Origin of the sequence: Microbacterium sp. J1-1, from assembly GCF_024498615.1 — a bacterium.
In the GTDB taxonomy this organism is placed as follows: domain Bacteria; phylum Actinomycetota; class Actinomycetes; order Actinomycetales; family Microbacteriaceae; genus Microbacterium; species Microbacterium aurugineum.
The window spans coordinates 923,195-949,455 of the sequence record NZ_CP089590.1 but is presented as its reverse complement, the minus strand read 5'-3'; the positions used below and the strand labels follow the sequence as shown (position 1 = coordinate 949,455).

Annotated in this window: 30 protein-coding genes; 18 read left to right on the top strand and 12 right to left on the bottom strand. The window is 69.9% G+C overall.

Going from position 1 to position 26,261, the window contains the following annotated elements; all coding sequences use genetic code 11:
- Nucleotides 1-65 precede the first annotated feature (65 nt).
- The gene (groES, locus tag LRQ07_RS04565) at nucleotides 66-362 is read right to left on the bottom strand and encodes a co-chaperone GroES (RefSeq protein WP_047524164.1); all 297 of its coding nucleotides are present in this window, start codon (nucleotides 360-362) and stop codon (nucleotides 66-68) included.
- 163 nt (nucleotides 363-525) lie between these two features.
- Between groES and LRQ07_RS04560 the strand changes: the two genes are divergently transcribed.
- Nucleotides 526-1,737 carry a class I SAM-dependent methyltransferase gene (locus tag LRQ07_RS04560; protein WP_256535963.1) on the top strand — a complete coding sequence of 404 codons (1,212 nt, stop codon included), beginning with the start codon at nucleotides 526-528 and terminating at the stop codon, nucleotides 1,735-1,737.
- Nucleotides 1,738-1,744: 7 nt separating this feature from the next.
- Here LRQ07_RS04560 and LRQ07_RS04555 read toward each other — a convergent pair whose 3' ends face one another.
- From LRQ07_RS04555 to LRQ07_RS04510, 10 genes are read right to left on the bottom strand one after another with little or no spacing between them, the layout of a single operon-like run.
- The gene (locus LRQ07_RS04555; protein ID WP_256535962.1) at nucleotides 1,745-2,938 is read right to left on the bottom strand and encodes a hypothetical protein; all 1,194 of its coding nucleotides are present in this window, start codon (nucleotides 2,936-2,938) and stop codon (nucleotides 1,745-1,747) included.
- Nucleotides 2,904-4,040, bottom strand: a complete 1,137-nt coding sequence (locus LRQ07_RS04550) for a hypothetical protein (RefSeq protein ID WP_256535961.1) — start codon at nucleotides 4,038-4,040, stop codon at nucleotides 2,904-2,906. Before LRQ07_RS04550 ends, LRQ07_RS04555 begins: the two co-directional genes overlap by 35 nt.
- Before the next feature lie 4 nt (nucleotides 4,041-4,044).
- The gene (locus tag LRQ07_RS04545) at nucleotides 4,045-4,533 is read right to left on the bottom strand and encodes a hypothetical protein (protein ID WP_256535960.1); all 489 of its coding nucleotides are present in this window, start codon (nucleotides 4,531-4,533) and stop codon (nucleotides 4,045-4,047) included.
- Nucleotides 4,530-5,597, bottom strand: coding sequence for a tRNA (adenosine(37)-N6)-threonylcarbamoyltransferase complex transferase subunit TsaD (gene tsaD, locus LRQ07_RS04540; RefSeq protein ID WP_256535959.1), 1,068 nt, complete (start codon nucleotides 5,595-5,597; stop codon nucleotides 4,530-4,532). The genes LRQ07_RS04545 and tsaD overlap by 4 nt, the downstream gene beginning before the upstream one ends.
- A complete protein-coding gene (gene rimI / locus LRQ07_RS04535; RefSeq protein ID WP_256535958.1) occupies nucleotides 5,594-6,082 on the bottom strand; it encodes a ribosomal protein S18-alanine N-acetyltransferase in 489 nt (162 codons plus the stop codon). The genes tsaD and rimI overlap by 4 nt, the downstream gene beginning before the upstream one ends.
- Nucleotides 6,079-6,696, bottom strand: coding sequence for a tRNA (adenosine(37)-N6)-threonylcarbamoyltransferase complex dimerization subunit type 1 TsaB (tsaB, locus tag LRQ07_RS04530; RefSeq protein WP_256535956.1), 618 nt, complete (start codon nucleotides 6,694-6,696; stop codon nucleotides 6,079-6,081). Before tsaB ends, rimI begins: the two co-directional genes overlap by 4 nt.
- 60 nt (nucleotides 6,697-6,756) lie before the next feature.
- On the bottom strand, nucleotides 6,757-7,128 hold the full coding sequence (locus LRQ07_RS04525) for a flagellar assembly protein FliW (protein ID WP_131492573.1): 372 nt from the start codon (nucleotides 7,126-7,128) through the stop codon (nucleotides 6,757-6,759).
- On the bottom strand, nucleotides 7,125-8,006 hold the full coding sequence (gene flgL, locus LRQ07_RS04520; protein ID WP_047524155.1) for a flagellar hook-associated protein FlgL: 882 nt from the start codon (nucleotides 8,004-8,006) through the stop codon (nucleotides 7,125-7,127). Before flgL ends, LRQ07_RS04525 begins: the two co-directional genes overlap by 4 nt.
- Before the next feature lie 13 nt (nucleotides 8,007-8,019).
- Nucleotides 8,020-9,429 (bottom strand): flagellar hook-associated protein FlgK, encoded by a 1,410-nt coding sequence (gene flgK, locus LRQ07_RS04515; protein WP_047524154.1) that lies wholly within the window; start codon nucleotides 9,427-9,429, stop codon nucleotides 8,020-8,022.
- Between the two features lie 13 nt (nucleotides 9,430-9,442).
- Complete coding sequence (locus LRQ07_RS04510; protein WP_047524153.1) at nucleotides 9,443-9,925, bottom strand: flagellar protein FlgN; 483 nt, start codon at nucleotides 9,923-9,925, stop codon at nucleotides 9,443-9,445.
- Nucleotides 9,926-10,121: 196 nt separating this feature from the next.
- On the opposite strand from LRQ07_RS04510, the gene LRQ07_RS04505 reads away from it, so the two are divergent.
- The 17 genes from LRQ07_RS04505 to LRQ07_RS04425 all read left to right on the top strand — a co-directional run bounded on the left by LRQ07_RS04505 (nucleotide 10,122) and on the right by LRQ07_RS04425 (nucleotide 24,654).
- The gene (locus tag LRQ07_RS04505; RefSeq protein WP_256535955.1) at nucleotides 10,122-10,922 is read left to right on the top strand and encodes a sigma-70 family RNA polymerase sigma factor; all 801 of its coding nucleotides are present in this window, start codon (nucleotides 10,122-10,124) and stop codon (nucleotides 10,920-10,922) included.
- 109 nt (nucleotides 10,923-11,031) lie between these two features.
- Complete coding sequence (locus LRQ07_RS04500; protein WP_047524151.1) at nucleotides 11,032-11,862, top strand: flagellin; 831 nt, start codon at nucleotides 11,032-11,034, stop codon at nucleotides 11,860-11,862.
- A 75-nt stretch (nucleotides 11,863-11,937) separates the two neighbouring features.
- Complete coding sequence (gene fliD / locus LRQ07_RS04495; protein ID WP_232762419.1) at nucleotides 11,938-13,326, top strand: flagellar filament capping protein FliD; 1,389 nt, start codon at nucleotides 11,938-11,940, stop codon at nucleotides 13,324-13,326.
- 2 nt (nucleotides 13,327-13,328) lie between these two features.
- Nucleotides 13,329-13,715 (top strand): flagellar export chaperone FliS, encoded by a 387-nt coding sequence (gene fliS, locus LRQ07_RS04490; RefSeq protein WP_047524149.1) that lies wholly within the window; start codon nucleotides 13,329-13,331, stop codon nucleotides 13,713-13,715.
- A gap of 2 nt (nucleotides 13,716-13,717) precedes the next feature.
- The gene (locus LRQ07_RS04485) at nucleotides 13,718-14,008 is read left to right on the top strand and encodes a hypothetical protein (protein WP_231555080.1); all 291 of its coding nucleotides are present in this window, start codon (nucleotides 13,718-13,720) and stop codon (nucleotides 14,006-14,008) included.
- Between the two features lie 112 nt (nucleotides 14,009-14,120).
- Complete coding sequence (gene flgB / locus LRQ07_RS04480) at nucleotides 14,121-14,462, top strand: flagellar basal body rod protein FlgB (protein WP_047524147.1); 342 nt, start codon at nucleotides 14,121-14,123, stop codon at nucleotides 14,460-14,462.
- Nucleotides 14,459-14,851, top strand: coding sequence for a flagellar basal body rod protein FlgC (locus tag LRQ07_RS04475; RefSeq protein ID WP_047524146.1), 393 nt, complete (start codon nucleotides 14,459-14,461; stop codon nucleotides 14,849-14,851). Before flgB ends, LRQ07_RS04475 begins: the two co-directional genes overlap by 4 nt.
- A complete protein-coding gene (fliE, locus tag LRQ07_RS04470) occupies nucleotides 14,851-15,153 on the top strand; it encodes a flagellar hook-basal body complex protein FliE (protein WP_256535954.1) in 303 nt (100 codons plus the stop codon). The genes LRQ07_RS04475 and fliE overlap by 1 nt, the downstream gene beginning before the upstream one ends.
- The gene (gene fliF, locus LRQ07_RS04465) at nucleotides 15,153-16,778 is read left to right on the top strand and encodes a flagellar basal-body MS-ring/collar protein FliF (protein ID WP_256535953.1); all 1,626 of its coding nucleotides are present in this window, start codon (nucleotides 15,153-15,155) and stop codon (nucleotides 16,776-16,778) included. The genes fliE and fliF overlap by 1 nt, the downstream gene beginning before the upstream one ends.
- The gene (gene fliG / locus LRQ07_RS04460) at nucleotides 16,775-17,779 is read left to right on the top strand and encodes a flagellar motor switch protein FliG (protein ID WP_134353140.1); all 1,005 of its coding nucleotides are present in this window, start codon (nucleotides 16,775-16,777) and stop codon (nucleotides 17,777-17,779) included. Before fliF ends, fliG begins: the two co-directional genes overlap by 4 nt.
- Nucleotides 17,769-18,374, top strand: a complete 606-nt coding sequence (locus LRQ07_RS04455; RefSeq protein ID WP_256535952.1) for a FliH/SctL family protein — start codon at nucleotides 17,769-17,771, stop codon at nucleotides 18,372-18,374. The genes fliG and LRQ07_RS04455 overlap by 11 nt, the downstream gene beginning before the upstream one ends.
- The gene (locus LRQ07_RS04450) at nucleotides 18,371-19,666 is read left to right on the top strand and encodes a FliI/YscN family ATPase (RefSeq protein WP_047524141.1); all 1,296 of its coding nucleotides are present in this window, start codon (nucleotides 18,371-18,373) and stop codon (nucleotides 19,664-19,666) included. The genes LRQ07_RS04455 and LRQ07_RS04450 overlap by 4 nt, the downstream gene beginning before the upstream one ends.
- Nucleotides 19,663-20,085: a hypothetical protein gene (locus LRQ07_RS04445; protein WP_131492584.1), complete on the top strand. Its 423-nt coding sequence runs from the start codon at nucleotides 19,663-19,665 to the stop codon at nucleotides 20,083-20,085. Before LRQ07_RS04450 ends, LRQ07_RS04445 begins: the two co-directional genes overlap by 4 nt.
- Nucleotides 20,082-21,482, top strand: a complete 1,401-nt coding sequence (locus LRQ07_RS04440) for a flagellar hook-length control protein FliK (protein ID WP_256535951.1) — start codon at nucleotides 20,082-20,084, stop codon at nucleotides 21,480-21,482. Before LRQ07_RS04445 ends, LRQ07_RS04440 begins: the two co-directional genes overlap by 4 nt.
- A gap of 15 nt (nucleotides 21,483-21,497) precedes the next feature.
- The gene (locus LRQ07_RS04435) at nucleotides 21,498-21,935 is read left to right on the top strand and encodes a flagellar hook assembly protein FlgD (RefSeq protein WP_153243660.1); all 438 of its coding nucleotides are present in this window, start codon (nucleotides 21,498-21,500) and stop codon (nucleotides 21,933-21,935) included.
- A 31-nt stretch (nucleotides 21,936-21,966) separates the two neighbouring features.
- Complete coding sequence (locus LRQ07_RS04430; RefSeq protein WP_131491850.1) at nucleotides 21,967-23,127, top strand: flagellar hook protein FlgE; 1,161 nt, start codon at nucleotides 21,967-21,969, stop codon at nucleotides 23,125-23,127.
- A gap of 60 nt (nucleotides 23,128-23,187) precedes the next feature.
- On the top strand, nucleotides 23,188-24,654 hold the full coding sequence (locus LRQ07_RS04425; RefSeq protein WP_248569680.1) for an alanine/glycine:cation symporter family protein: 1,467 nt from the start codon (nucleotides 23,188-23,190) through the stop codon (nucleotides 24,652-24,654).
- 32 nt (nucleotides 24,655-24,686) lie between these two features.
- On the opposite strand, the gene LRQ07_RS04420 is transcribed toward LRQ07_RS04425, so the two are convergent.
- Nucleotides 24,687-26,210, bottom strand: coding sequence for a SulP family inorganic anion transporter (locus LRQ07_RS04420; protein WP_256535950.1), 1,524 nt, complete (start codon nucleotides 26,208-26,210; stop codon nucleotides 24,687-24,689).
- Nucleotides 26,211-26,261: the final 51 nt, after the last annotated feature.

Sequence of the window (26,261 nt, the reverse complement as noted above, 5' to 3'; positions counted from 1 at the left end):
TGCATCCGGGCCCCTTCGAGGACCTCGACCCTGACCCGCGGAGGGGCCGGATCAGGTTCCGCAGATCAGCGGACGACGACCGCCAGGACGTCGCGAGCGGACAGGACGAGGAACTCGTCTGCGCCAAACTTCACCTCGGTGCCGCCGTACTTGCTGTAGAGCACGCGGTCGCCGACGGCGACGTCGATCGGAACACGGTTGCCGTTGTCATCGATACGGCCGGGGCCGACCGCCACGACCTCGCCCTCCTGGGGCTTCTCCTTGGCGGTGTCGGGGATGACCAGGCCACTCGCGGTGGTCTGCTCGGCCTCGACCTGCTTGATGACGATCCGGTCCTCGAGCGGCTTGATGGAAACCGACACGGTCTACCTCTTCTTTCTTGACGCTGACACGAAAGACTTGTTCGCACTCTCAACCCGAGAGTGCTAATGCCAGTGTAGGCGGTGTGCTGGCACTCACGCAATGCGAGTGCCAGCACACCCGCTCGAGACGGCTCCGCGCGTGGCGGGGAATTAGGCTGAGGGCGTGGAGATGTCCGAGCTGCGCGCCCTGCTGACCCCCGCCGGTCTCGAACTCCTCGACGCTGTCGGGACGGTCGGATCGAGTTCCGACGTCGCTCGCGCGGTCTCGAGGCTGCGCGCCGCCGGCCACTCCCCCGACCTGGTCTCCGCGGTCGTCGGACAGGCTCACCTGCGGTCCAAGGCTGCCGCCAAGTTCGGACCGTTCGCCGGACGCATGCTGTTCACCCGGGCGGGCCTGGAGCAGGCCACCAGGCTCGGAGTCGCCGCTCGCCACGCGCAGCGGATCCGCAGCGCGGGATTCACCGCTGTGGCCGACCTCGGTTGCGGGATCGGCGGTGACGCTCTGGCCTTCACCGGGGCCGGGCTCGACGTGCTGGCGGTCGACGCCGATGAGGTCACCGCCGCGATCGCCGCCTACAACCTCGCGCCGTTCGGTGACAGCGCGAGGGTGCGCCACGACACCGCCGAAGACGCCTTCGAGACGATGCCCGCCGCGGACGACCGGGCGATCTGGATGGATCCCGCCCGACGCACCTCCGGTCACGGTGAGACGCGGCGCGTGTCGGCCGACGACTACTCCCCCTCCCTCGACTGGGCGTTCGACGTCGCCCGCCGCGTGTCCACGGGCATCAAGCTCGGCCCCGCGCACGACCGAGATGCGCTGCCCGCCGACGCGGAGTCGCAGTGGGTGAGCGCCGACGGCAGTGTCGTCGAGCTCGTGGTGTGGAGCGGCGCCCTCGCCCGTGAAGGGGTCCGCCGCGCGGCCCTGGTGATCCGCGACGACCGGTCTCACGAGCTCACCGCACCCGCAGATGCCGTCGATGAGCCGGTGCGTGAGCTCGGCGCCTTCCTGCACGAACCCGACGGTGCCGTCATCCGTGCGCGTCTGATCGGCGATGTGGCCAGGAGCCTCGACGCCGGGATGCTCGACGAGCACATCGCCTACCTGACCTCCGATTCGGCGCTGACGAGCCCCTTCGTGCAGTCCTTCCGCGTGCGCGCGACGATGCCGGCGAACCCCAAGGCGATCAGCACAGCGCTGAAGGCGCACGACATCGGGCGACTCGAGATCAAGAAGCGTGGGGTCGACGTCGACCCGGCGTCCTTCCGCAAGAAGCTCACGCTGCGGGGAGACCAGGAGGCGACGCTGATCCTCGCCCGCATCGGCGATCGACGCGTGGCGATCCTCGCCGACCGGGTCTCCGCCGCGAGCTGATCCGTTTTCAGCCGCCGATTCCCGCCCCCGGCGGTGCGATCTCGATCGGGTCTCCGGGTGGCGCATCGACGAAGAACGACTCGCCCGTCGGGACGGTGGCGACGGGCACGCCCTCGGCGACCACCAGATACGCGTTCTGCTGCCCTGTGAACCTCAGCTCGAGCGCCGTGATCGTCGCCCTGCCGTCGCGCGTGTCGTCGTCGACGACCTGCGTGGCGAGCCCTCCTTCCACCGCCGTCTCGAACGGTACGCACGCCATGGGTCCGCCCGCGTCGACGATCAGGCACCTGTCCGTCGTGCCCTGCGCCGAGAGGCGGTCGGCGAGCCAGACGGGCTCCCCCCGGAACATGGTGATCAATGAGAGCCCGAAGCCGAAGCCGTCCGCCGCGAGCTCCTCGGCGCGATCGCGCACCGCTTCCGGGAACTCCGCCGCCAGCGACGACGGTCCGCCCCAGCGCTGGATCCCCACCATCGGCTCACCGTCGACCGACAGGCGCAACGTGGCGATGACCGTCTCCACGCCGAAGGCACCGTCGCCGGAAGACTCCTCGCCGATCGTCCCGTCCGCTTCCACGGGGAGAACCGCGGTCAACCCGTTGTCGACCTCGTCGACCGGGAGGCAGTCCGTCTGCTCCCGACCGCTCACATCGAGGACCATGCAGCTCAGGGCGCCGTCCTCCCTGGTCGCGTACCAGACAAGGGCGTCGTCCGACTCGGCGACCGCACGGACGGAGCCGGGATCGAACGTCGAGGCCGAGAGTTCGGCACGTCGCTGCTGCTGCTCTCCGGTCAGGGGAATACTCGCGTCCCGCGGCGAGAACAGTGCCCAGCCGGCTCCGATGCCGACCGCGAGCACGACGGCGACCCCCGCGATCGCAGCCACGACGTGCTGCCGCAGCGCGCCCCGGCGAGGCACGGGTTCGTCGCTGACGGCAGGCGCGACCGGCACGGAAGGTTCGACCGACGCGTCCGCAGGCGCTTGTTCCGCAGGGGGACCCTCGTCGTCCGCCGAGGGATCTGCACCGGCCTCGTCGACAGCCGACGGCGGGGGCTCGATCGGAGAGCGGCGCTGCTCCTCCAGTTCGCGCAGGCGCTCGGCCTCCCCCTCCGTCAGCCGTGTCCCGCGGCCGTAGGCCCGCTGCTGCAGCGCCCGAAGCTCCTCGGCGTCAGTCCTCGGCTGCACCGGTGGCGTCCGCTTCATGGGTGATGACGAGGTAGCCGGGGCCTGTGCTCGAGGCGAGTTCGAAGTGCGTGACGGCACCGGAATCGGCGTCGACGACGTTGAGGACCAGACTCGCCCCCTGCTCCTGCATCGTCTCGGGATCGAGGCACGTCTGCGGGGAATCGTCGGTGGATCCGTCGTAGATCAGACAGGAGTTCTGCGTGTCGCTCTGCACGGCCGTCCAGAGCGGGACGTCGCCGTCGTAGCCGACCACCCAGAGGGAACCGGCGTCGAACCCCTCGCGCGTCAGTCGCGCCGCGGTCTGCGACTCCTCCTCGTTCGCATACGTGATCCCCGTCTGCGTCGGATCGTAGTCGTACGAGTTCACCGCGACCGCAGGCTCACCCGACGCGGTGAAGAGCATCTGCGCGCTGATCTGCCGCTGCAGGTCTTCTTCGGAGCGCACCGTGATCGAACCGTAGATGCCCTGCGCGGACACGGACTCCGTCTCGTCGCAGTTCGGCAGGGTCACATCGCCCGTGCTCAGAATCAGACAGGTGCGCTCGCGACCGTCCTTCGTCGCGGTCCAGATGACCGCTCCCTCCTCCACCCCGAGCGCACGGACCGAGCCGGGATCGTAGTCCCCACCCGCGACGAGGTCGTCCTCCCACTGCTGCTGCTCAGGGGACAGCGCGACGGGTGCGTCGTGGGACCGACCGAAGGCGAGCCACCCCACACCCAACCCGACCAGGAGTACGGCCACGGTGGCGAGGGCGACCGGTCGCCAGTGCGATCGCGTCACGGCGAGCAACGACCGTAGCGACGATCCCGGTGAGGCGTGTGCCTCCGCGATCGGCTCGGACATCTCGCCTCCCGACCGATCCGCCGTCGAGGGGTCATCGCGGCGCTCACCCGGCGACGGCCCGACGGAATCCGTCCCATCGACGTGCGGCGCGTGCGGGAGCTGCGCCGGCTCCTCGAGCTGCGTCGGCTCCTCGCTCTTCGGCGCAGCGGCCGTGGTCCGCCGGCGGTCCTCGAGTTCGCGGAGCCGCACCGCCTCAGCGGCCGTCAGTGCGGAGTCGCGGCCATAGGCCCGTGCGTGCAGGGAGCGCAGCTCCTCCGATTCCTCGGCGTCGAGCATCCGGTCACCCGAGCCTCTCGAACTGCATGCCCGCCCAGACCAGCCACCCCAGACTGTAGACGGTCGCGCAGAGACCCAGCACGAGCGCCCACCGCGCGATCGCCCGGCTCTCGACCGGGCGACGCAACGACATGGCCGCAGCGATGACCGCGACGATCGCGACGGGGATCCCCCAGCCGACGAAGAACGAGGCTCCGAGCGCGACGATCGCCGCCAGCAGCGCCCACGGAGCGAGTCGAGTGTCGTCGATGGGCGAGGCATCGGTCGACGGCTCCCACTCCACGTCGTCTCGCGCGTCGATGTCGGGACCGCTCGCGACCACGGGTTCGATGCCGACAGGGCCGGTGGGGAACTTGGCATACCCCTCCCGGCGGGCTCCAGGAAGCCGCGCGGCCGCAGCCGGATGCTGCTCGACCTGCTCGCTCGGGCTCTCGATGCGCGTCGGCGGGGTGGGTGAGGCCTTCGCCTCGGCCGCACCCGAGGTGTCGCTCATGCGGGCGCCCCCTCCGCGATCTGGATCTCGGTCACCGGAAGGGTCGAGTCCGCGCCGAACGTCAAGCGCGACGGCGGACGCCCCGAGGAGATCAGCTCCGACGCCAGGGCCGCGATCATGGCGCCGTTGTCGGTGCACAGCGAGAGAGGGGGAATGCGGACGGTGACGCCGGCCTCGGAGGCACGTCGGAGGGCGACCTCGCGCAGGCGCCGGTTCGCGATCACCCCGCCGCCGAGGAGCAGTCTCGGCACGCCGAGATCCGCGCAGGCGGCGAGCGCCTTGGTCACGAGCACATCGACGACGGCCTCACGGAAGCTCGCGGCGACGTCGGCCACCGGAACCTCCACACCCTCCGCTTCGCAGCGCTCGACCCAGCGGGCCACGGCCGTCTTCAGTCCGGAGAACGAGAAGTCATAGCGATGCTTCGCCAGATCGGAGGCCCGGGAGAGACCACGGGGGAAGCGGATAGCCTCCGGATCGCCATCGGCCGCCGCGCGGTCGATCTCGGGACCACCCGGGTAGGGCAGCGAGAGGAGCCGGGCGACCTTGTCGAAGGCTTCGCCTGCGGCGTCGTCCATGGTCTCGCCGAGCAGTTCGACGTCGGTCGTGAGATCGCGGACGTGCAGCAGCGAGGTGTGCCCACCGGATACCAGCAGGGCGATCGTCGGATACTCGAGCGGTGCGGAGCCGCCGGTCAGGATGTCGGCGGCGATGTGGCCGACGAGGTGATTGACGGCATACAGCGGTTTGTCGATCGAGACAGCGAGGCCCTTCGCCGCGCCCACGCCCACCATCAGCGCGCCCGCGAGACCAGGACCGCTCGTGACGGCCACCGCGTCGAGCTCGTCCAGGCCCACACCCGCTTCGGCGAGCGCCGCATCGATGGCGGGTTGGAGCGCCTCGAGATGCGCCCGGGCCGCGACCTCGGGCACGACGCCGCCGTAGCGGGCGTGCTCGTCCATGCTCGACGCGATCGTGTTCGACAGCAGGGTGCGCCCGCGGACGATTCCGATGCCGGTCTCGTCGCAGCTCGTCTCGATGCCGAGGACCAGAGGCTCGTTCATGCCGTCGCCTCCTCGGACTGGTGTCGCGCGACCGGGTGGCGGCGCAGGTCCAGGCGCATCACGATCGCGTCCACATCATCCGGCTGATAGTAGCGGGGACGACGGCCGATCTCGGTGAAGCCTTCGGCGAGGTAGAGGCCCTCGGCCGCGGGGTTGTCGGCCCTGACCTCGAGGAACACCTCGCCGGCACCGCGCTCCGCCGCGGCGGCGAGCAGCGCGCGCAGGAGCGCCCGGCCACGGCCCTGGCCGCGGTACTCGCTGAGGAGCGCGATGGTCTGGATATCGGCGTCGGCGCTCCCGCGCAGGGCCCGTACCCCGCCGTAACCGATCACACTCCCCTCGTGCTCATCGACCAGGTACCGGCCGTGCAAGCTGGCGAGCTCGGACGCCATGGTCTCCCGGCTCCAGGCATCGGTCGGGAAGGAGCGGTTCTCGATCATCATGATCGCGTCGAGGTCGTCGGCCACGGCGTCGCGGAGCGTCACGTCCCCACCTTCTTCGGGGCACCGGGCAGCGCCACATCCGGGTTCCGCAGATAGAGGGGCTCATCGTCCGTCAACACACGACCGGCGGCGAGGGCGCGCGCGCCGACCCGGGCGAGGTCCCGCGCGGAGAGCGTCGCGACGTCGATACGTCGGATGCCGTCGAGGTGTGCGTCGGCGTCCGCCGCGCGCACCAGGACCGTCTCGGCGACGACGTGCGGAATCCCGTCGGCGTCGATCCCGTCGAAGACCGTGATCGCGACCTCGCGTCGGCGCGCGTCGGTGACGACGGCGAACGGCCCCGTCTCGGTCTCGGTCGCGGTGAGCGCGGCCGCGAAATGGCTGGGCACCGCGATCACGGGGATGTCGCGTCCGAGCGCGAAGGCTCGTGCCGCGGCGATGCCGATCCGCAGTCCGGTGAACGGTCCGGGTCCCATGCCGGCGACGACGTGGGTCACCGCTCCAGCTCCGGCCTGTCTGAGCACCTCGACCAGCAGGTCGCCGATGATCTCGGCATGGCCGAGCGGGTCGGCTGCACTCGCCTCGGCGCGGAGGTCCCCGTCGGCATCGATGAGGGCCACAGCGGTACCCAGGGAGGTGTCGACGGCGAGGATCACCCTTCCAGATTAGCCGTGGTTCCGCTGGGAGAACGGCCTGGACCGGCCGGGAACGACGGCTCAGCCCAAGGGTGCGCGCAACGGATAGTCCTGGTCCTCGAGGATCACCTGCGACGCGGCCCCCGTCGTACGGTTCACGATCACCGGCGCGAGCAGGTTCACGCTCACGCCCTCCGCCGACGGGTGGGCGACCACGAGGATCAGTGCATCTTCGGCCTCGCGGAGAGCGAGTGCGTCGGCCTGCTCGTCGGTGAGGATCGGCGCGTACTCGCTCAGCACCGTCCGCGGATCGACGAGGTAGAGCCGCAGCTCCGCGTCCTGCACGGCCCGCATCGCGAACAGTCCGTCGGCGCCGTCGACCGGGGCCAGGGCGAAGTCGACATGCGGCGCGAGTCCGGGAGGCGGGGCGAGGAAAGTCAGCGCCGCGGTCATCGGAGGAAGTCCATCAGCGACGGCTGGAGCACCCGCGCGTTCACCGCGAGCGCGGAGCGATACACGAGTTCCTGCGCCTGGAGGCGCACGAGCACTTCGATCGAATCGACGTCCTCGACCGCCGTGCGGCGGGACTCGAGGGACACGGAATTCTGCACTGCCGCCTCCTTGGCGCGTTCGATCTGAGATTGACGGGTGCCCACCGACCCCTGGACCCCGAGCATGGCCGTGCGACGCGCGTCGATCTCCGCGAGTCGCGGTCCGACGTTGGTACCGGAACGGAGATCGGCGACGATCCGGTCCACCAACGCGAACACCGAGTCGTCCCCGGTTCCGAAGACGGCGGCGCCATCGGTGTCGACGCGCACGGAGGCACCGTCGGAGACCCGTCGGGTCACCTCCGCGCCCGGTACGCCACTGTGGCTGTAGTCGGCGGCGAAGGCTGCCGTGTCCGACGTTCCGGCGAACACGGAGCGTCCGAGCAGCCGGGTGTTCGCCTGGGCGAAGAGCTCCTCGCGGAGGCCTTCGAGTTCCACGGCCAGTGCTTCCTTGGCCACGGCGTCGAGCGCGCCGTCGTTCGCACCCTGCGCGGTGAGGTCGCGGACCCGCCCGAGCAGTGAGGTGCTCGCGGTGATCGCCCCGTCGGCCGCCGTGACCCAGGCGAGTCCGTCGTCGATGTTGCGCGCGTACTGGTCGTTGCGTCGCTGCTCCGCGTGAAGCGCGAGCGCGGCTGCCGCGGCGGCCGGATCGTCGGACGGCGCGGCGAAGGCACGCTGCGAGGTGGCCTGCTCCTGCAGACGCGCGAGCTCGGAGAGGTTGGACTGCAGCTGCCGCATGGCCGTCTGCGTCATGGCCGAGGAGGTGACTCGAGAGATCATGATGCTCCTTCGATCAGCGTCCGACGAGACCCGTGCGGTTGATGAGCACGTCGAGCGCTTCGTCCACCGCGGTCATCACCCGGGCCGCGGCCTGATAGGCGGTCTGGTAGGTGAGCAGACTGATGGTCTCCTCGTCGCCGTCGACGGCGGCGACGGACTGCTGCGCGCCGACCGCCGCGACCGCGGCCGCGTCGGACACCTTCGCGCGCTGCACATCGGCCGCCGTCGCCACACCGAACCGGGTGACATGGTCGGACCAGAGCGCGTCGGGCGAGGTCGCGCTCCGCCCGATCTGGGAGATCAGGTCGGCGTTGCTCGCGTCCCAGGCACCGGCACCCGGCGCGGCGAGCGCCAGATCCGACGGTGCTGTGATGGCGACGCTCAACCCGAGTGCGGCGGAACCGGTCGGGGGGATCGTGAAGAAGTCGCCGCCGGGCTGTCCCGACGATGTGACCCCCGCGCGATGCTGGGTGTTCAGCGCTTCCGCCAGCCGCGTCGCCACCGCGTCGTAGGTCGAAGCGAGCTGCGCGAGCATCCCTCCATCCGCGGCCGGGGCGAGGACGGCGAGCGAACCGCCGAGCTCACCGCCGTCGATCGATGCCGTCAGACCGGGAGCGGACGCCCAGGAGACCGTGAAGCGCTGGCCGGCGTCGATGGTGGCCGGTCCGTCCAGGACGAGATGGCGCGCATCGGAGCCTGCGACGAGGGCGTTGCCGCCGATGCGCACGGTCATCGTGCCGTCGGTCTCGAGGGTGGCGGCGGCACCCGACATGCGGGCGACGTTCTGCGCGAGCACGCTGCGCTGGTCCATGAGCTCGTTCGCCGAGCGCCCCGAGGCCAGGGCGTCACGGATCTCGCCGTTGAGCACGGCGATCTGGTCCGCCGCCGCGTTCACCTGGGTGATCGTCCGGTCGGCCGCGGCGCGGGCATCGTTCCACTGTCCGGCCACCGTCCGGTACCCACCCGCGATCTGCGAGGCGAGTTCCTTCGCGGATTCCAGGATGCTGGACGCCGCGGCCCCCGAGTCGGGGGTGTTCGCGAGGTCCTGCCATCCCGACCAGAACTTCGACAGTCGGGCCGCGAGCCCGTTCTCGGTCGGTTCGGCGAGGGAGGCCTCGATCGTGGTGGCGGCGACGGCACGGGTGGACCAGAAGCCGGACGCGGCGAGGGAATCGCGGACGCGGGCATCGAGCAGGGCATCGCCGAGACGGGCCACGCCGTCGATCGACACACCGTGCCCCGGCTGTGCGCCGACGCTGAAGCGGCCGGTCTGGGCGATGGCGGCGATGGCCGAGGTCTGGACGCGTTGGCGCGTGTACCCCTCGGTCTTCTGGTTCGCGATGTTCTGTCCCACCACGTCCATGCCCCGTCGGGCCGCCGCGAGGCCGCTGGCCGCGGTGTTCAATCCACTGAAGGTCGACATGATCCCCTTCCGGTCACATCTCGGTGTCGATGATGCGCGCAGCGTCGTCGCGAGCGCGATCGCCCGTCGTCGTGTACTCCCCGGTGTCGTGCCCCAATGCGGCGATCGTCTCCTGGGTCGCGCGGAGCACTCCGCTGAGCTGTTCCGCGTTGGCGTCGCGCATCTGCTCCACCTCGGCGGCGAGCTTGGTCAGCGCCCGCATATGGTCCGCGAAGACCTCCTGCCACGCACCTTCCGGCGCGTGTGCGATCAGTTCGCGAATCGTCGCGCCCTCGGGAGCCCCCCACTCCTCGGCGACGGTCGCGACCTCCACGGCGCGTGCGAGTCCCGCGCCACGAAGCCTGTCGAGTACCTGATCGATCTCACGCGCGGCAAACTGTATCCATTGGGATCGCCCGGCGGCGAGCAGCAACTGCTGCTCGTCGAGCTTGAAGAGCAGCATCTCGAGCAGTTCACGCTCTCGCCACAGCTGTATCGATAGTTCGTTGGCTCCCATGATCCCCTTTTCCCCAGTGATCGCCACGCCTCATAACGCGGCCAAAGGTCACTATCGGCTGCCGCGCCCCTAAGGTTACTATGTGGAACGGCGATGGGTAGTTCTCCCCATGTACATATCTCGCTCCTTGTGATATGTACATCTGCTCATCTCCTCGGATCTTCCGGAGTGCATCCAGAGAGGTGGATCATCCCCCATGCCTTCGCGCGCTGAGCGCAATCTCCTCATCGAGAGCAACCTCCCCCTGGTCGGATACCTCGCCGCCGAAACCCATTCCCGCGCCACCCACATCCCCCGTGACGAGCTGGCGGCCGTCGGCGCGCTCGCGCTCGTGACCGCGGCCGATGCATTCGATCCTGCCCTGGGCGTCCCCTTCGGCGCCTACGCGCGCCGTCGCATCCTCGGTGCCTTCGCCGACGAGATGCGCTCCATGGACTGGGCGTCGCGCGGCATCCGCAAGCGCATCAAAGAGACGGTCGCCGTCCGCGAGACGCTCACCGCCGGTCTCGGCCGGACCGCGACCCCGACCGAGGTCGCCACAGCCATGGGCGTCACGAAGGACGTCGTCGTCGAAGCACTCGGCGATGCCGCGCGGACTGTCACCACCCTGGACGATCCCGCGGCCCGTGACGTCGCCACCGAGATCCCCCTGCCCGAAGAATCCGCCCTCGTCGGCGAACGCCGCGACATCCTCGAGCAGGCCGTCGCCGCGCTCCCCGAACGTATGCGCCGGATCGTGCAGGCCGTGTACTTCGACGAGCGGCCTGTGAAGGAGATCGCCGAGGAACTGGGGGTGACCCACTCGGCGGTGTCGCAGCAGCGCTCGGAAGCCATCCGGCTCCTCCGCGACGCTCTGGATCGGTACTTCGCCGAGGGCTCGGCGCCGACGTCGACCACGCGCGTGTCCGCCGGCGCCCGCGACGCCTACTTCTCGCGGATCGCCGATGCGAGCAGCCCGCGGATCGCGGACATCTTCCGCGAAGCCGCCCCCGCCTGACCCGCGCTTCTCATCGCCCGGCTAACGGGCACGCCACCTCCGCCGATAGGTGTGGGCGGGAGACCACGGATGGTCACCCGTACAACACCATTCACGGAGGAGAACCCTTATGGGTATGCAGATCAACACCAACGTGTCGGCGCTCAACGCCTACCGCAACCTGTCCAACACGCAGAACGACCTGTCGAAGTCGCTCGAGAAGCTGTCGAGCGGCCTGCGGATCAACCGCGCGGCGGACGACGCGGCGGGCCTGGCGATCTCCGAGGGTCTGCGTTCGCAGGTCAACGGCCTGAACGTCGCGGCACGCAACGCCCAGGACGGCATCTCGGTCATCCAGACCGCAGAAGGCGCCCTGACCGAAGTCCACTCGATCCTTCAGCGCGTTCGCGACCTGACCGCTCAGGGTGCGAACGACTCGAACAACGCGAAGTCGCGCGAAGCGATCCAGACCGAGATCGGCGCCCTGGGCGACGAGCTCACCCGGATCGCCGAGAGCACCAACTTCAACGGCATCAAGCTGCTCTCGGGCGGCACGACGCTGACGTTCCAGGTCGGTGCGGGCGCGGTCGCCGCCGAGGACCAGATCTCGGTCGCACTGACCGACTTCGCCAGCCTCGGCGCCGACATCAAGGGATACGCGGCCACGATGACGGACGCTGCCACCTACGGTGCCGCGCTCGCCGACATCGACACCGAGATCCAGGCGGTCTCGACCGCACGTGCCGGTTACGGTGCGCTGCAGAACCGCTTCGAGTCGACCATCAACAGCCTCAACGTGTCGGCGGAGAACCTCGCCGCCGCCGAGAGCCGGATCCGCGACACCGACATGGCGTCCGAGATGGTCAAGTTCACGTCGGCGAACATCCTGTCGCAGGCGGGCACGGCCATGCTGGCCCAGGCGAACCAGTCCAACCAGGGCGTTCTCCAGCTCCTGCGCTGACCCACGCCGTAGTGTCCGGGCGGCGGTTCCGCCCGTCGCCCGGACACCGTCCGCTCCCGATCCGCAAAGGCGATCATGTCCCTCTCGCTCGACGGTCTCGTCTCCGGCCTGAAGACCACGGAGGTCATCAAGGCGCTGATGGACGTGCACGCCATCCCGCGCTCGCTGCTCAAGGCGAAGATGGACGACAAGAACGGCATCGTCTCCCAGCTGCAGACCCTGAACACCGCGATCCAGAACCTCGCGACCGCAGCCGAGAAAGCCGCGGTCCCCGATGGACTCGCCCGCTTCACCACCACCTCCTCGTCGCCCTCGGTCACCGTCGCCACGCGCGCCGGCGCTGCTCCGCTCTCCGCCGACATCGTCGTGGACCAGGTCGCCACGAACCACACGATCGTCTCCGCCGCCACACAGGGCTGGCCGGTCGATCCCCCCGTGATCACGCTCGAGAACGCCAAGGGCGAGCGCGTGCAGGTCACGGCCGACTCCGCGTCGATGCAGGACGTCGCCCAGGCGATCAACGAAGCGGGCGCGGGTATCGTCGCCGCCGCCGTTCCCGCCGGGCGTGACGCCGACGGGAACGTGATGCACCGCCTGCAGCTGCGCGCCGCGGACTCGGGAGAGGCCGGACAGTTCCGCGCCTATCGCGGTGACATCGCCGCCGTCGAGAGCGGCACGGCATCCGACCTCTCGACCGAAGCGGGAGCCGCTGTCATCGCCACCGGCGCCGACGCCCGTCTGCGGCTCTGGGCGGGAACGAGCGCAGAGCAGGTGCTGACCTCGTCGAGCAACACGTTCACCGATCTGTTCGACGGTGTGGACGTGACGGTCACCGCACGTTCCGCCGATCCCGTCACGATCGGCGTCGCCGTCGACACCGAAGCACGGACGAAGGCGTCGGCGGACTTCATCGCCGCCGTCAAGGACATCCTGACCCGCATCGACAACGGCTCGAAGACGACCGTCGCCGCGAAGCCGGGAGACAAGACCACCCTCGGCGTCTTCACGGGCGACAGCACCGTGCGCGGGTTGCGCAACGCGCTCGCCGACGCCGTGCAGCACCCCGTCGACGGGGTCTCTCCCTCATCCATCGGCATCTCGACCGACATGTACGGCGTCCTGAGCTTCGACGAGGAGAAGTTCGCCGAGGCACTCGCGAAGGATCCGGATGCCGTGGCCGGCCTCTTCTCCGACGTCGCCGCGCGCGTGCAGGACACCGCGAAGATCTACTCGGACAAGTACGACGGGCTCCTCACCTCCCGCATCACGGGTCAGGAGAGCGAGGTCAAGGGCCTCGGCGAGCAGATGGAACGCTGGGACGTGCGGCTCGCGCAGCGCAAGGCCTCCCTGGAGCGCACGTACGCACGACTCGAAGTCATGCTGTCGCAGCTCCAGTCGCAGTCGACGTACCTCTCGTCGCAGATCGCCGCCCTCCCGGGCTCGAGTTCGAACGGGGGGAAGTGAGCATGAACGCCGCCCTGCGCGCACAACAGCGCTACCGTGAGGATGCCGTGCTGTCGGCACCCCCGGAGCGCCTGGTGACCATGCTCTACGACCGGCTGCTGCTGGACATCGAGCGTGGCGAGACCGCTCAGCGTGCCGAGGACTGGGCCGAGGCGAACGCGCAACTGCAGCACGCGCAGGCGATCGTCTCGGAGCTGTCCTCCTCGCTGACCGACGACTGGAACGGCAGTGCCGGACTGCGTTCGGTCTACGTCTTCCTCTCTCAGACGCTCATCGGGGCCAACATCGGCCGCGATCCCGAGCGCACCCGCGCCTGCCACGGCATCGTCGCCCCGCTGCGCGATGCCTGGCACGAGGCCGCCCGCACCGTGGCGGAGAGCCGGGCGTGAGCATGGACGAGTGGACCGCGCTGCTCGATCGGCTCGAGCACGACGCCGAACGGATCCTCGCCGCTGCCCCCGGCACCGCGGATGCGGCAGACCTGGCCCCCTGGACACCGCCCGCCGCTCCGCTTCCCCCCGCGCTCGCGGATCGCGCCAGACAGGTCGTCGAGCTGCAGCGCACGGCGATGGAACGAACCCGCACCGACCTCGACGGCCTCCGGCAGCACCTCGGCGCCGTGAGCCGCATCCCGGGCACCCGACGCCCCGAGGAGCCCGCCTACCTCGATGTGGACGGCTGAAACCGCTCCCTAACGCCGCGCACGAACCTGCCGATAGAGCAGGGAGAGCACGGATGGCTCGCATGACTCGGCCAGGGATCGGCCACACCAGCCACACACGGGGAGCCGGTTCGTGTTCGATTCTGTGACCATCACCGCACTGACGAGTGCGCTCGACGGCCTCGCGCTGCGTCAGCGGGCCATCGCGGACAACATCGCCAACATCAACACCCCGAACTATCACGCCAAGCGCGTGCAGTTCGAAGAGGCCCTCGCCCGCTCGGTCGATGCCGGCGACGGTCGGGTCGGCGCGACGGTCGGCACCTCGCTCGAACCGACCCGACTGAACGGCAACAACGTCAACCTCGACACCGAGACCCTCTCCAGCGTCGACACGATGCTGCGCTACCAGTTCGCGACGCAGGCCGTGAACGGCTCGTTCTCTTCGATGCGCACGGCGATGAGGACCTCATGACCTTCGATGCGATCGGGATCGCGAGCACCGGACTGACCGTGCACCGCAAGTGGCTCGACGCCATCAGCGACAACATCGCGAACATCAACACGGCCACCTCGACCGACGGTGCAGCCTTCCGGGCACGGTACATCCTCGCCCAGCCGAGCGATCAGTCGCCCGGTGTGTACGTTGCGGGCACCGTGCAGGGCAGCGCCGTGGGACGGGTCGTCCATCAGCCCGACCACCCGCTCGCCGACGCGGACGGCTACGTCCGCTACCCGGACATCGACCTGGGTGATCAGATGAGCCAGCTCATCCTCGCCCAGCGCGGCTACCAGGCCAGCGCCGGCATCGTCGATCGTGCGCGCAACGCCTACGAAGCAGCCCTCCAGATCGGACGCAACTGATGGACCCGCTCGCAGGCATCGAGGGCATCTCCTCGGGTTTCACGCTCACGCCACCCGTCGCCCCCACGAAGGGCACCGACGACACCGCCTTCTCGAGCAGCGTCACCGGGGCGATCGACGAGCTGCGATCACTGCAGTCGGAGTCCGATGCCCTCAAGGTCGCCGCGGTCACCGGTGACCTCGACGACATCCACGCCGCGATGATCGCCTCCTCCCGCGCCTCGGTGACGCTCGAGCTGGTCGCCGCCGTGCGCAACAAGGGCGTCGACGCGTTCAATGAGATCATGCGGATGCAAGCCTGATGCCCCAGGCCGTCACCACCGTGTTCCAGCGGATCGGACGCGTGATCGCGGGCTTCTCGCTCGCGCAGCGCACGATCGCGATCATCGGCGTCGCCGTGCTCGCCCTCGGTATCGTCGCGCTCTCCAGCTGGCTCACCCGCCCCACGTACACCCCGCTCTTCTCCGGCATGAGCGCCTCCGACGCGAACGCCGTGGTCGAGCAGCTGCGGTCGTCGTCGGTGCCCTACGAGCTGGCGGACGGCGGCGCGACCGTGCTCGTCCCCGAGAAAGACGTCTACGACCAGCGGCTCGCCGCGGCGTCCGCCGGCCTTCCCGGCGCGAGCTCGGGCGGCTACTCGCTGCTCGACGACATGGGGGTGACGACCTCCGAGTTCCAGCAGTCCGTGACCTACAAGCGTGCGATCGAGGGCGAGCTCGCGGCCACGATCTCGTCGATCGAGGGAGTGACGGCGGCCTCGGTGCAGCTGGCCATCCCGGAGGAGAGCGTCTTCGTCTCGGAGACCGTCGACGCCACGGCCTCGGTGTTCGTGGAGACATCCGGCAACGCGACGCTGACCCCGAAGCAGGTCGAGGCCATCGTGCATCTCACCTCCGCGGCCGTCAGCGGGATGAAGCCCGAGAACGTCGCCGTGGTGGACCAGAGCGGACAGACGCTCTCGGCCGCGGGAGTCGGGACCACCGGCGGCGTGGACCAGCAGGCCAGCGACTACGAGGCTCGGGTCACGGCGAACGTCCAGCAGATGCTCGACACCGTGGTCGGGCCCGGCAACGCCAAAGTCACCGTGGTCGCCGAGATCGATCACTCCGTCAACGAGCGCGTCGAAGAGACCTACACCCCGGCCGAGGGCGCTCCGCCGCTCACCGAGCAGACCAGGACCGACAGGCAGGACGGATCGAGCTCGAACGCGGGAGTGCTCGGCCCCGACAACATCGCCGTGCCGTCCACGGACGGCGACGGCACCTCCGAGTCCACGGAGACCTCGAAGACCAACGCGGTCAACAAGAGCACTCAGAGCACCTCCACGCCCGCCGGCTCGCTGCTTCGCCAGTCGGTCTCCGTCGCGGTCGATGCGGGAGCAGGCGGTGACCTGAGCACCGCACAGCTGAGCGACCTCGTCGAGACCGCCGCCGGGATCGACACCGAGCGCGGCGACTCGATCGCGGTCGAACTCGTCTCGTTCAACCAGACCAGCTCCGAAGCAGCGCAGGCCGCGCTGCAGGCCGCCAAGGACACGGAGGCCGCCGAGCGCCAGGCGGTCCTGCTGAACACGCTGATCATCGCCGCCGCGATCGCCCTGCCGCTGCTGCTCGCCGTCGTCGCCGCTCTGGTGCGCATGCGCCGCCGCGCGAACTCGGCGACCGAATTCGACCAGCTCTTCGGCGACCGCCCGGCGCCGCTGTCGGCCATCGGCGCCGGCGCCACGACGGCAGCGATCGACCAGGCTGCCACGACCCCGCTCGCCTTCCTCGAGACGACCCCCGACCCCGAGCCCGAGCCTGATCCGGAACCCGCGCAGGTCAGCCTCGAGCGTCGTCGCGCCGAGATCGACTCCCTCACCCGGCAGGACCCGAAGCGCACGGCCGAGCTGTTGCGCACCCTCATCGACGACAGGCAGCACGTATGAGCGGGCTGACCGATCGGCAGACCGCGGCCGTCGTCCTGATGAACCTCGATCGTGCACAGGCGATCGAGGTCATGAAGCACCTCTCGGAGTCGGAGGCGGAGGCCGTCGCCGCCGAGATCATCGGCCTCCAGGACCTGGATGCCGCCACCACCGCGCAGGCGCTGGGCCAGTTCCACCGCATCGCGAGCGGGCACCTCCCTCCCGCGCGCGGAGGTCGGGACATCGCCGCCGGGCTTCTCGAGGCCTCGTTCGGCGCAGAACGCGCGGCAGCCGTCCTCGGCAGGGTCGGTTCGACGGCGATGAACTCGTCGTTCGACTTCCTGGGCTCCGCCGACCCCGCCCAGCTGGCGACGCTGCTCGACGGAGAGCTCCCGCAGACCGTGGCTCTCGTGCTCGCACACCTGCCCACCGAACGCGCCGCCGCCGTACTGGCTGCTCTCCCCGACCCGACCCGCACCGACGTCGCACACGCCATCGCCACCATGGGGACCGCGTCCCAGGAGGCGATCGCGATCGTGGCCGATGCGCTGAAGACCCGCACCGGGACCTTCGCGAGCCGCGATGCGCCCGAGACCCTCGGCGGCGTCGAGCCGTTGGTCGAGATCATTGCCCGCTCCGGAGCGACCGTCGAGAAGGCTCTGCTGGCGAGCATCGAAGATCGGGACAGCGCGCTCGCAGAGGACATCCGTTCACGCATGTTCACCTTCGCCGACATCGTCAAGCTCGACGATCGAGACACGCAGCGCGTGCTGCGCGGCATGGACATCCGCTCCCTCGCACTCGCTCTGAAGGGTGCCAATCAAGGGATCGCGGACCTCATCCGTCGCAACGTCTCCGAGCGCAACCGCGAGAACCTCGACGAGGAGGCGCGGACACTCGGCCCCGTGCGGATGTCGCAGGTCGAGGAGGCGCGGGCCGAGATCGTGCGCACCATCCGCGCGCTCGAAGCCGCCGGCGACATCACGGTGCAGCGCACCGACGAGGACGAATATGTCTACTGACGCCTTCTCTCCCGTGCTCTTCCCTCGTCTCGACCGACGCGAGGACGGCTCGGAGCATGCGCGGGCGCGGCTGCGCGGCTACGCGGACGGTCACGCGGAGGGATATCGCGCCGGGCTCGCGGAGGCCGCATCCGCCCAGCGCGTCGCAGATGCGGAACGCGCCGCCCGCGAGCAGGAATCCGCCCGCCGCGTCGAGGACGCCGTCTCCGCACTCCACGCAGCGGCGCGCTCCTTCGGCGAGCGGGAGCGGGAGCTGACCTCCGCCGCACAGGACCACGTGCTGCGCTGCGCGATCGAGCTCGCGGAGCTCATCCTGCTCGGCGAACTCACGGATGCCGGTGCCTCCGCCGCCGCCGCGGCACGTCGTGCCCTCGAGGTCGGCGTGCCCGACGAGATCCGCGAAGTGCGCCTGCACCCCGACGACCTCCGCACACTGGAAGGCACGGAAGGCACGATCGCCGGCCTCCTGCTGATCGCCGATGACACGCTCGACCGCGGAGACGCCGTCGCGATCCTGGACCACGGCCGCATCGATGCCCGGGTCGGGAGCGCGCTCGAACGTGCTCGTCGCGCACTCGCCGAGGCCGGATCATGACGGCCTGGGGTGCGGTGCGCGAGGCCGTGCGGCCCGAACGCGTCGGGGTCGTCTCGCAGGTGCGCGGACTGAGCGTGCAGGTGCGCGGCCTCGACGGCGCGGTCGGCGACGTGGTGACCCTCGACGGGGTGGACGCCGAGGTGGTCGCGGTCGGCGAGGGCGGGTTGCGGTGCATGCCGTTGGGCGCTGTCAGCGGGCTCACGGTGGGGGCACCGGTGCGCGGTCGCGGCGGACCCCTGCGCGTGCCGACCGGAACGCCCCTGCTCGGACGTGTCCTGGACGGGCTCGGCCGTCCCATCGACGGGAAGGGGCCGCTGCACGGCGCCACCGAGGTGAGCCTGGATCATGCTCCGCCGTCGATCATGGGCCGCGATCGGATCGACTCCCCGCTTCCGCTCGGGGTGCGGGCGCTCGACACCCTCGTCAGCGTCGGCCGAGGGCAGCGCGTCGGGCTCTTCGCGGGCTCCGGTGTGGGCAAGTCCTCGCTGCTGTCCATGATCGCGCGCGGCACCGACGCCGAGGTGACGGTGATCGCCCTGGTCGGTGAGCGCGGTCGCGAGGTGCGCGAGTTCATCGAGGACGATCTGGGTCCCGAAGGCCTCGCCCGCTCTGTGGTCGTCGTCTCCACCTCGGACCAACCGGCCATGGCGCGCATCCGTGCCGCCTACACGGCGACGAGGATCGCCGAAGCCTTCCGCGACGACGGCGCGCACGCGATCCTCATGATGGATTCCCTCACCCGCGTCGCGATGGCGCAACGTGAGATCGGTCTCTCCGCGGGCGAGCCCCCCGCCACCCGCGGGTATCCACCGTCGACCTTCTCGCTCCTCGCGGGCCTCCTCGAACGCGCGGGCACCGATCGCGGTGGTTCGATCACCGGCATCTACACCGTGCTCGTGGACGGCGACGACCACAACGAACCGATCGCGGACACCGTGCGATCGATCCTCGACGGTCACGTCGTGCTGGATCGGGCGCTCGCGTTGTCCGGACATCATCCGGCGATCGACGTGCTCGGCTCGGTCTCCCGCGTGGCGGGCAAGATCACCGCCGCCGGACAACGGTCGGATGCGGCGACCCTGCGTGCCGTGCTCGCCGCGCGTCGACGGGCGAACGACCTGATCGACATCGGCGCCTACCAGGCGGGAGCGGACGCGCGCATCGACGCCGCGATCACCCATGAGCGGGCGATCTCCGCCTTCCTCACCCAGTCCCTCGATGAGACGAGCGGGATCGACGAGTCCTGGCGTCGACTCGAGGAGCTCGTCTCGACCTTCGGAGCTGTCGCATGAGCCGGTCCTTCTCCTTGGCGGGTCTGCTGCGCGTGCGCGAGATCCAGGAGAGAGCGGCTGCGCAGCGGCTCTCCCGGGCGGTGATCGACGCACAGCACACCGAAGCCCGCGACCGGTCGCTGCGTGCGCACCTGGCGGGGAGCGGGAACGAGGCCGTCGACGTCCGCTCCCTCGCGGCCCTCGCTGCGGCGCGTGTGGCAGGCCGGACGCTGCTCGCCGATCTGACGACGCTCTCGGAGCTGCAAGAGCAGACGGTGTCACAGGCCCGCGCGGAGCATGCCGAGGCACGGAGAGCGATGCGCGGACTCGATCGCCTCGCCGAAGCGCATGCCGAGAAGACGCGGACCGCCGAGCTGCACGCCGAGCAGGCCGAGCTGGACGAGATCGGCGTACGGACCACGACGGAGGGGCAGTCATGACAGCTCTCGGCATCATCGACGTCCTCGATCCGCGTGCCGCGCGGCCCAGCGGCGGCACGGCACCCGCCCGCACCGCGACGGCAGGCGCCGCCGCGTTCGCCGATGTGATCCACGATGCCTCACGCGCAGAGCGCGCGCAGGATATGCCGGTGGACGCCGTAGCGGAGGGCGCCCCGGAGCACGAAGCCTCTCCGGAGGACACGCTCTCCGATCCTCCACCGACCGCACCGCTCCACGGCGCTCTCGTCGTTCCCGAGCCGGTCGGGCTCGTCCCGTCTGCTCCGCCCACCCCCGCCGACGGACCGGAGGCGGCATCGGCCGTGGCCGACGGCACCCTGGCGGCGGCCGCCGAGACTTCTACGCTCGCGAGCACGTCCGTTCCGCTCGGTCAGAGCAGCCAGGAGCCCGCCGCCGCGGGAACGCTCGTCGCGGCGCAGGTCGTCGAGGCCGTGCGCGAATCGACCGCCCCGGCCGTCGCATCGTCGTCGCGGGTCTCGGCGGCGGCCGTCCCCCTCGGCGTACCGGCTCCAGCCGTCGTCGATTCCTCGGGAGACGCAGACACCACCGCGGGCGTCTCGGCTGCCGCTTCCGCGCGCACGGGGGTCGAGGGCGGCGCGTCTGCGTCCGTGGCGATGCCCCCGGTGCCGGCTTCCCCGCCCGCTACGGAATTCGTGTCGGGCGCAGACGCGAAGGCGGCTCCCCCTCTCCCTGCTGCGGAGGAGCCGATGCCGGATGCCCCGCGCGTGTCACCCTCACCCGCACCTCCGGTATCGACCACCCCAGCGCCCGACTCCACGCCCTCGGCCGGTGAAGCGGTCGTGCCGGCACTCACGGGGTCCCCGTCGATCCCGCCCCCGCTCGCCCCCACGACCCCGGCGGCGGCTGCAGCGATCGCCCGACCCGTCCTGCTCCCCCAGCTCGCCGCACCGGTGGTCTCGCTCGCGCAAGCCGCAGACGGCGATCACAGCCTCACCCTCACGGTGTCCCCGGAGAACCTCGGTCCCGTGACCGTGCGGGCGCACATCTCCGGAGGCGCCATCCACATCGAGCTGCATGCGCCGAACGATCTCGGGCGCGAGGCTCTGCGCGTGATCCTTGCCGACCTCCGCCGGGACCTGGCCGCTGCCGCCCCGCACGCGACACTCATGCTCTCGACCGCGGACGACGGACCCGGCCCCCTGCACCCGCAGAGCGCCCCGAACGGAGGCGCTCTGAACGGGGGCACCTCGAACGGCAACGCGGCGAGCGCGGGCGGCGGTCACTCCCGTGGCGATGCCCCCGCCGATCGGGAAGCCGCCGAGGCTCGCGCGACTCCGGAGCCGCCCACCTCCCTGGCCGACCGACCCGGCCCCCTCCCCCTCCGCTCGCCGCACGGCGGCATCGACGTCTTCGCCTGATCCGAGAGGAATCCCATGACCGACCCGATTTCCGGCACCCTCCCCGCTTCCGGGGTGCACACCGGGAGCACCACGCCCCCGGCGGAGCGCAAGAAGACGCTCGACTCCGAGGTCTTCCTGAAGCTGCTGGTGACGCAGCTCACCAACCAGGACCCGAGTTCCCCCATGAACACCAACGAGATGATCTCGCAGACCACCCAGCTGGCCTCGATGGAGCAGCTCACCGCACTCTCCGCGACGTCGACCGAGAACTTCGCGCTCAGCATGCGCCAGACGGCCGCCGCGCTGATCGGCCACGAGGCGCAGTACGTCGACGAGGAGGGTGTCACGCAGAAGGGCATCGTCACGTCGGTGTCGTACGCCGGCCCGGTCCCGCTCGTGACCATCGGCGAAGCGTCCATCCCGCTCGATGCCGTCTCCGGCGTCTCCCTCGTCCCCCGCCCCCAGTCCTGACCAGCCCCGCACATCCCAGAAAGGCATCACCATGCTCCGCTCCCTCTTCGCCGGAATCTCGGGTCTGCGCTCGCACCAGACCATGCTCGACGTCACGGGCAACAACATCGCCAACGTCAACACGACCGGGTTCAAGGCTTCGGCCGTGCAGTTCCAGGATTCGCTCTCGCAGCTCGTCCGCAACTCGATGATGCCGCAGCAGGCCTCCGGCGGTCAGAACCCCGCGCAGGTCGGCCTCGGCGTGCAGGTCGCGGGAATCAGCACGAACTTCGCCTCCGGCGCCCCACAGCCCACCGGAGTGCCGACCAACCTCATGATCGCGGGCGATGGCTTCTTCGTCGTGCGCTCCGGGGGCGAGACCCTGTACACCCGCAACGGCGGGTTCTCGTTCGACGCGAGCGGCAAGCTGGTCTCTGCCGACGGCGCGCTCGTGCAGGGATGGACGGCGCAGAACGGCGCGATCGTCCCCGGCCAGGGCATCGGCGACATCCGGCTCCCCGTCGGAGCCCTGAGCCCCGCCACCGCCACCACCACCGCCCGCGTCACCGGCAACCTGCCCTCCGGTGCCGCCGTCGGCGAGCAGCTGGTGCGCGACATCAAGACCTACGACGCCGAGGGCGCAGCCACGTCGCTACGTCTCACCTTCACCCGCACCGCCACGGGCTGGGACGTCACCGAGCCCGGCGGCGCGACCACCGCCCTCGCATTCACCGACGGCGCGCAGACGGCCGCGTCCTCCATCGTGTCCGGGGGCGTCACGGTCGACCTCTCGGCGGTCACCGGCTTCGCGGACGTCAGCGATGTCGCGATCAAGGAGCAGAACGGCAAGCCGGCCGGCACGCTGAGCTCGTACGCGCTCCTGAACGACGGCAGCCTCGTCGGTACCTTCAGCAACGGAGACACCGAGGTGCTCGCTCGTGTCGCACTGGCCGGCTTCGTCAACCCGGGCGGACTCGAGAAGGCCGGATCCTCGCAGTTCCGCCCCAGTGGCAACTCCGGGGAGCCGACGCTGGGAGAGGCCGGAACCGAGGGCCTGGGCGGCATCATCAGCGGTGCACTCGAGATGTCGAACGTCGATCTGTCGCAGGAATTCACCAACCTGATCGTCGCTCAGCGCGGTTTCCAGGCGAACGCCCGCATCATCACCACCAGCGATGAGGTGCTGCAGGAGCTCACCAACCTCAAGCGCTGAGCGGCGGGCAACCGCGGCGGCCCGTGACATCGCGGGTCGCCGCCCTGCCATACTGTGCGGATGGATGCTGTGAATGAGTGGCTGCTGACCTGGGGCGACAACCTGTGGACGTGGCTCGTCCTGCCGATCGTGGTCCTCCTCGGCCTGTACTTCACGGTGCGCTCCGGCGTCGTGCAGTTCCGGTTGATCCCGGAGATGTTCCGCACCCTGAGGGATCGGACGCCACGCACCGACACCGGCGAGCCGCAATCGGTCTCCGCGTTCCAGGCCTTCACCATCTCCGCGGCCTCCCGAGTGGGAGTCGGCAACATCGCCGGAGTGGGAACCGCGATCGCGATCGGTGGTCCCGGCGCGATCTTCTGGATGTGGCTGATGGCCTTCATCGGCGGCGCATCCGCATTCATCGAGTCGTCCCTGGCGCAGCTGTACAAGACGCGCGACAAGGACGGATTCCTGGGCGGGCCCGCGTACTACATGCAGCGCGGACTCGGTGCCCGATGGATGGGCGTGCTGTTCGCCGTCATCCTCATCATCTGCTTCCCCATCGCCTTCAGCTCCTTGCAGGCGAACACCATCAAGGCGACCATCTCGGGGAGCTTCGGCGACGAGTCCGCCGCCTGGCTGCCCGTCGTCATCGGCGCGGCACTCGCGCTGCTCATGGGTCTGGTCATCTTCGGTGGCGTGCGCCGGATCGCGTCGGTCACCCAGACGCTCGTGCCGGTCATGGCGCTGCTGTACCTGCTGCTCGGACTGGTGATCGTGGCGATGCACATCGAGCGACTCCCCGAAGTGTTCTCCCTGATCTTCACCCAGGCCTTCGGGCCGAACGAGATCGTCGGGGCCGCGCTCGGCTACATCATCCTCACCGGCGTCAAGCGCGGCATGTTCTCCAACGAAGCCGGCCTCGGCTCGGCGCCGAACGCCGGCGCGAGTGCCGCCGTGACGCACCCCGTCAAGCAGGGCCTCGTGCAGACGCTGGGCGTCTACTTCGACACCTTCCTCGTGTGCTCGATCACCGCGTTCATCATCCTCGTCTCGGTCCCCGACCTCGCGAACGCGGAGCGCGGCATCGACTTGACGCAGGGGGCGATCGTCGGCGCCCTCGGGAGCTGGTCGAACATCCTGCTGATCGTGATCATCTTCCTGCTCGCGTTCAGTTCGATCCTCGGCAACTACTACTACGGACAGACCAACATCGAGTTCATCACCTCGAACCGCGGTGTGCTGCTCGGCTACCGTCTCTTCGCGATCGCCGCGGTGTTCGCCGGTGCGCTGGTCTCGGCCGACGTCGTCTGGAACTTCGCCGACGGCGCGATGGGCTTCATGGCGATCGTGAACCTCGTCGCGATCGCTCTGCTCTCCGGCGTCGCCTTCAAGCTCCTCAAGGACTACACGCAGCAACGACGAGAGGGACTGGATCCCGTCTTCACCCAGGCGCGACTGCCCGGGGTGCGCGGGATCGAGGTCTGGGAGAACGAGCTGTCGGTGACGGGTCCGATCGACCTGCCCCGGGCTCGTCGGCGCTGAGGGTCGCCGGGCCGGATAGGGGGCGCCCCTGCTCAGTGCCCGGCGCCGAGGTTCCCGCTCAGACGGCGACGGAACGCTGCTGCGGTGTCGTTGAGACCCTGGATGCTGGCCGTCTTCCCGAGACGCTCGTACTTCGTGGCCACCGCGTCGAGCGCAGCCACCGTCGAGGCGTCCCAGATGTGTGAGCGCGTCATGTCGATGACCACGTGCTCGGGGTCGTCCGCGTACTCGAACTGGGTCGTGAGGTCGTTGCTCGAGGCGAAGAACAGCTCCCCGACGACCTCGTAGTGCGCGATGTCCCCCGACTCCGACGGGGCGACGGTGCGGGTCACCGTGACGAAGTGCGCAACCCGCCGGGCGAACATGATCATCGCCGTGAGCACTCCGAGGACGACACCGATCGCGAGGTTGTGGGTCCAGACGGTCGCGGCGACGGTGATCACCATGACGGCGGTCTCGCTCTTCGGCATGCGGCGCAGCGTCGACGGGCGGATGCTGTGCCAGTCGAAGGTCGAGATCGAGACGAGGATCATCACGGCGACGAGGGCCGCCATCGGGATCACCGCCACCACGTCGCCGAGTGCGAGCACGAGGATGAGCAGGAAGACACCGGCGAGGAACGTCGAGATGCGCGTGCGCGCACCGGACGCCTTCACGTTGATCATGGTCTGGCCGATCATGGCGCATCCGCCCATCCCGCCGAAGGCTCCGGAGAGCACGTTCGCGACGCCCAGGCCCCAGGCCTCACGGGTCTTGCGCGAGTGGGTGTCCGTGATGTCGTCGACCAGCTTGGCGGTCATGAGCGTCTCGAGCAGGCCGACCGCCGCCATGGCGAGAGCGAACGGGCCGATGATCCCGAGCGTTTCGAGGGTGAAGGGGACGTTCGGGATGAACAGCTCGGGCAGGCTCTGGGGAAGCTCACCCTGATCCCCCACGTTCGGCACGGTCCACCCGAACACGACGACGGCGCCCGTGAGCAGCACGATCGTGACCAGCGGGGCCGGCACGACCTTGGTGATGCGCGGCATGAGGAACAGGATGGCGAGGCCCACGGCGACGAGGGGATACACCAGCCACGGCACGTCCCAGAGCTGGGGCAGCTGCGCGGTGAAGATCAGGATCGCCAGCGCGTTCACGAAACCCACCATCACCGAGCGGGGGATGAATCGCATGAGCTTGGCGACGCCGAGCAGGGCGAGGCCGATCTGGATGACTCCGCCGAGGAGCACGGTGGCGATGAAGTAGTCCATCCCGTACTCCCGCGCGACCGGCGCGATCACCAGGGCGACGGCCCCCGTGGCCGCCGTGATCATCGCGGGGCGTCCGCCGAGGAAGGAGATCGCGACGGCCATCACGAACGAGGAGAAGAGGCCGACCCGGGGGTCGACCCCGGCGATGATCGAGAAGGCGATCGCCTCGGGGATCAGCGCGAGGGCCACGACGAGCCCGGCGAGGACCTCACGGGTGAGCAGACGCGGGTTCCGCAGCGCCTGCATGACGGTGGGTTCGATGCGGTAGCGAGACGGGCGTTCCGGGGCGGGGACGACAGCAGTCATGTGCTCTCCTGGAGGGGCTTGCGAAGGAGCGGACGGCGCGCACGGACCGTG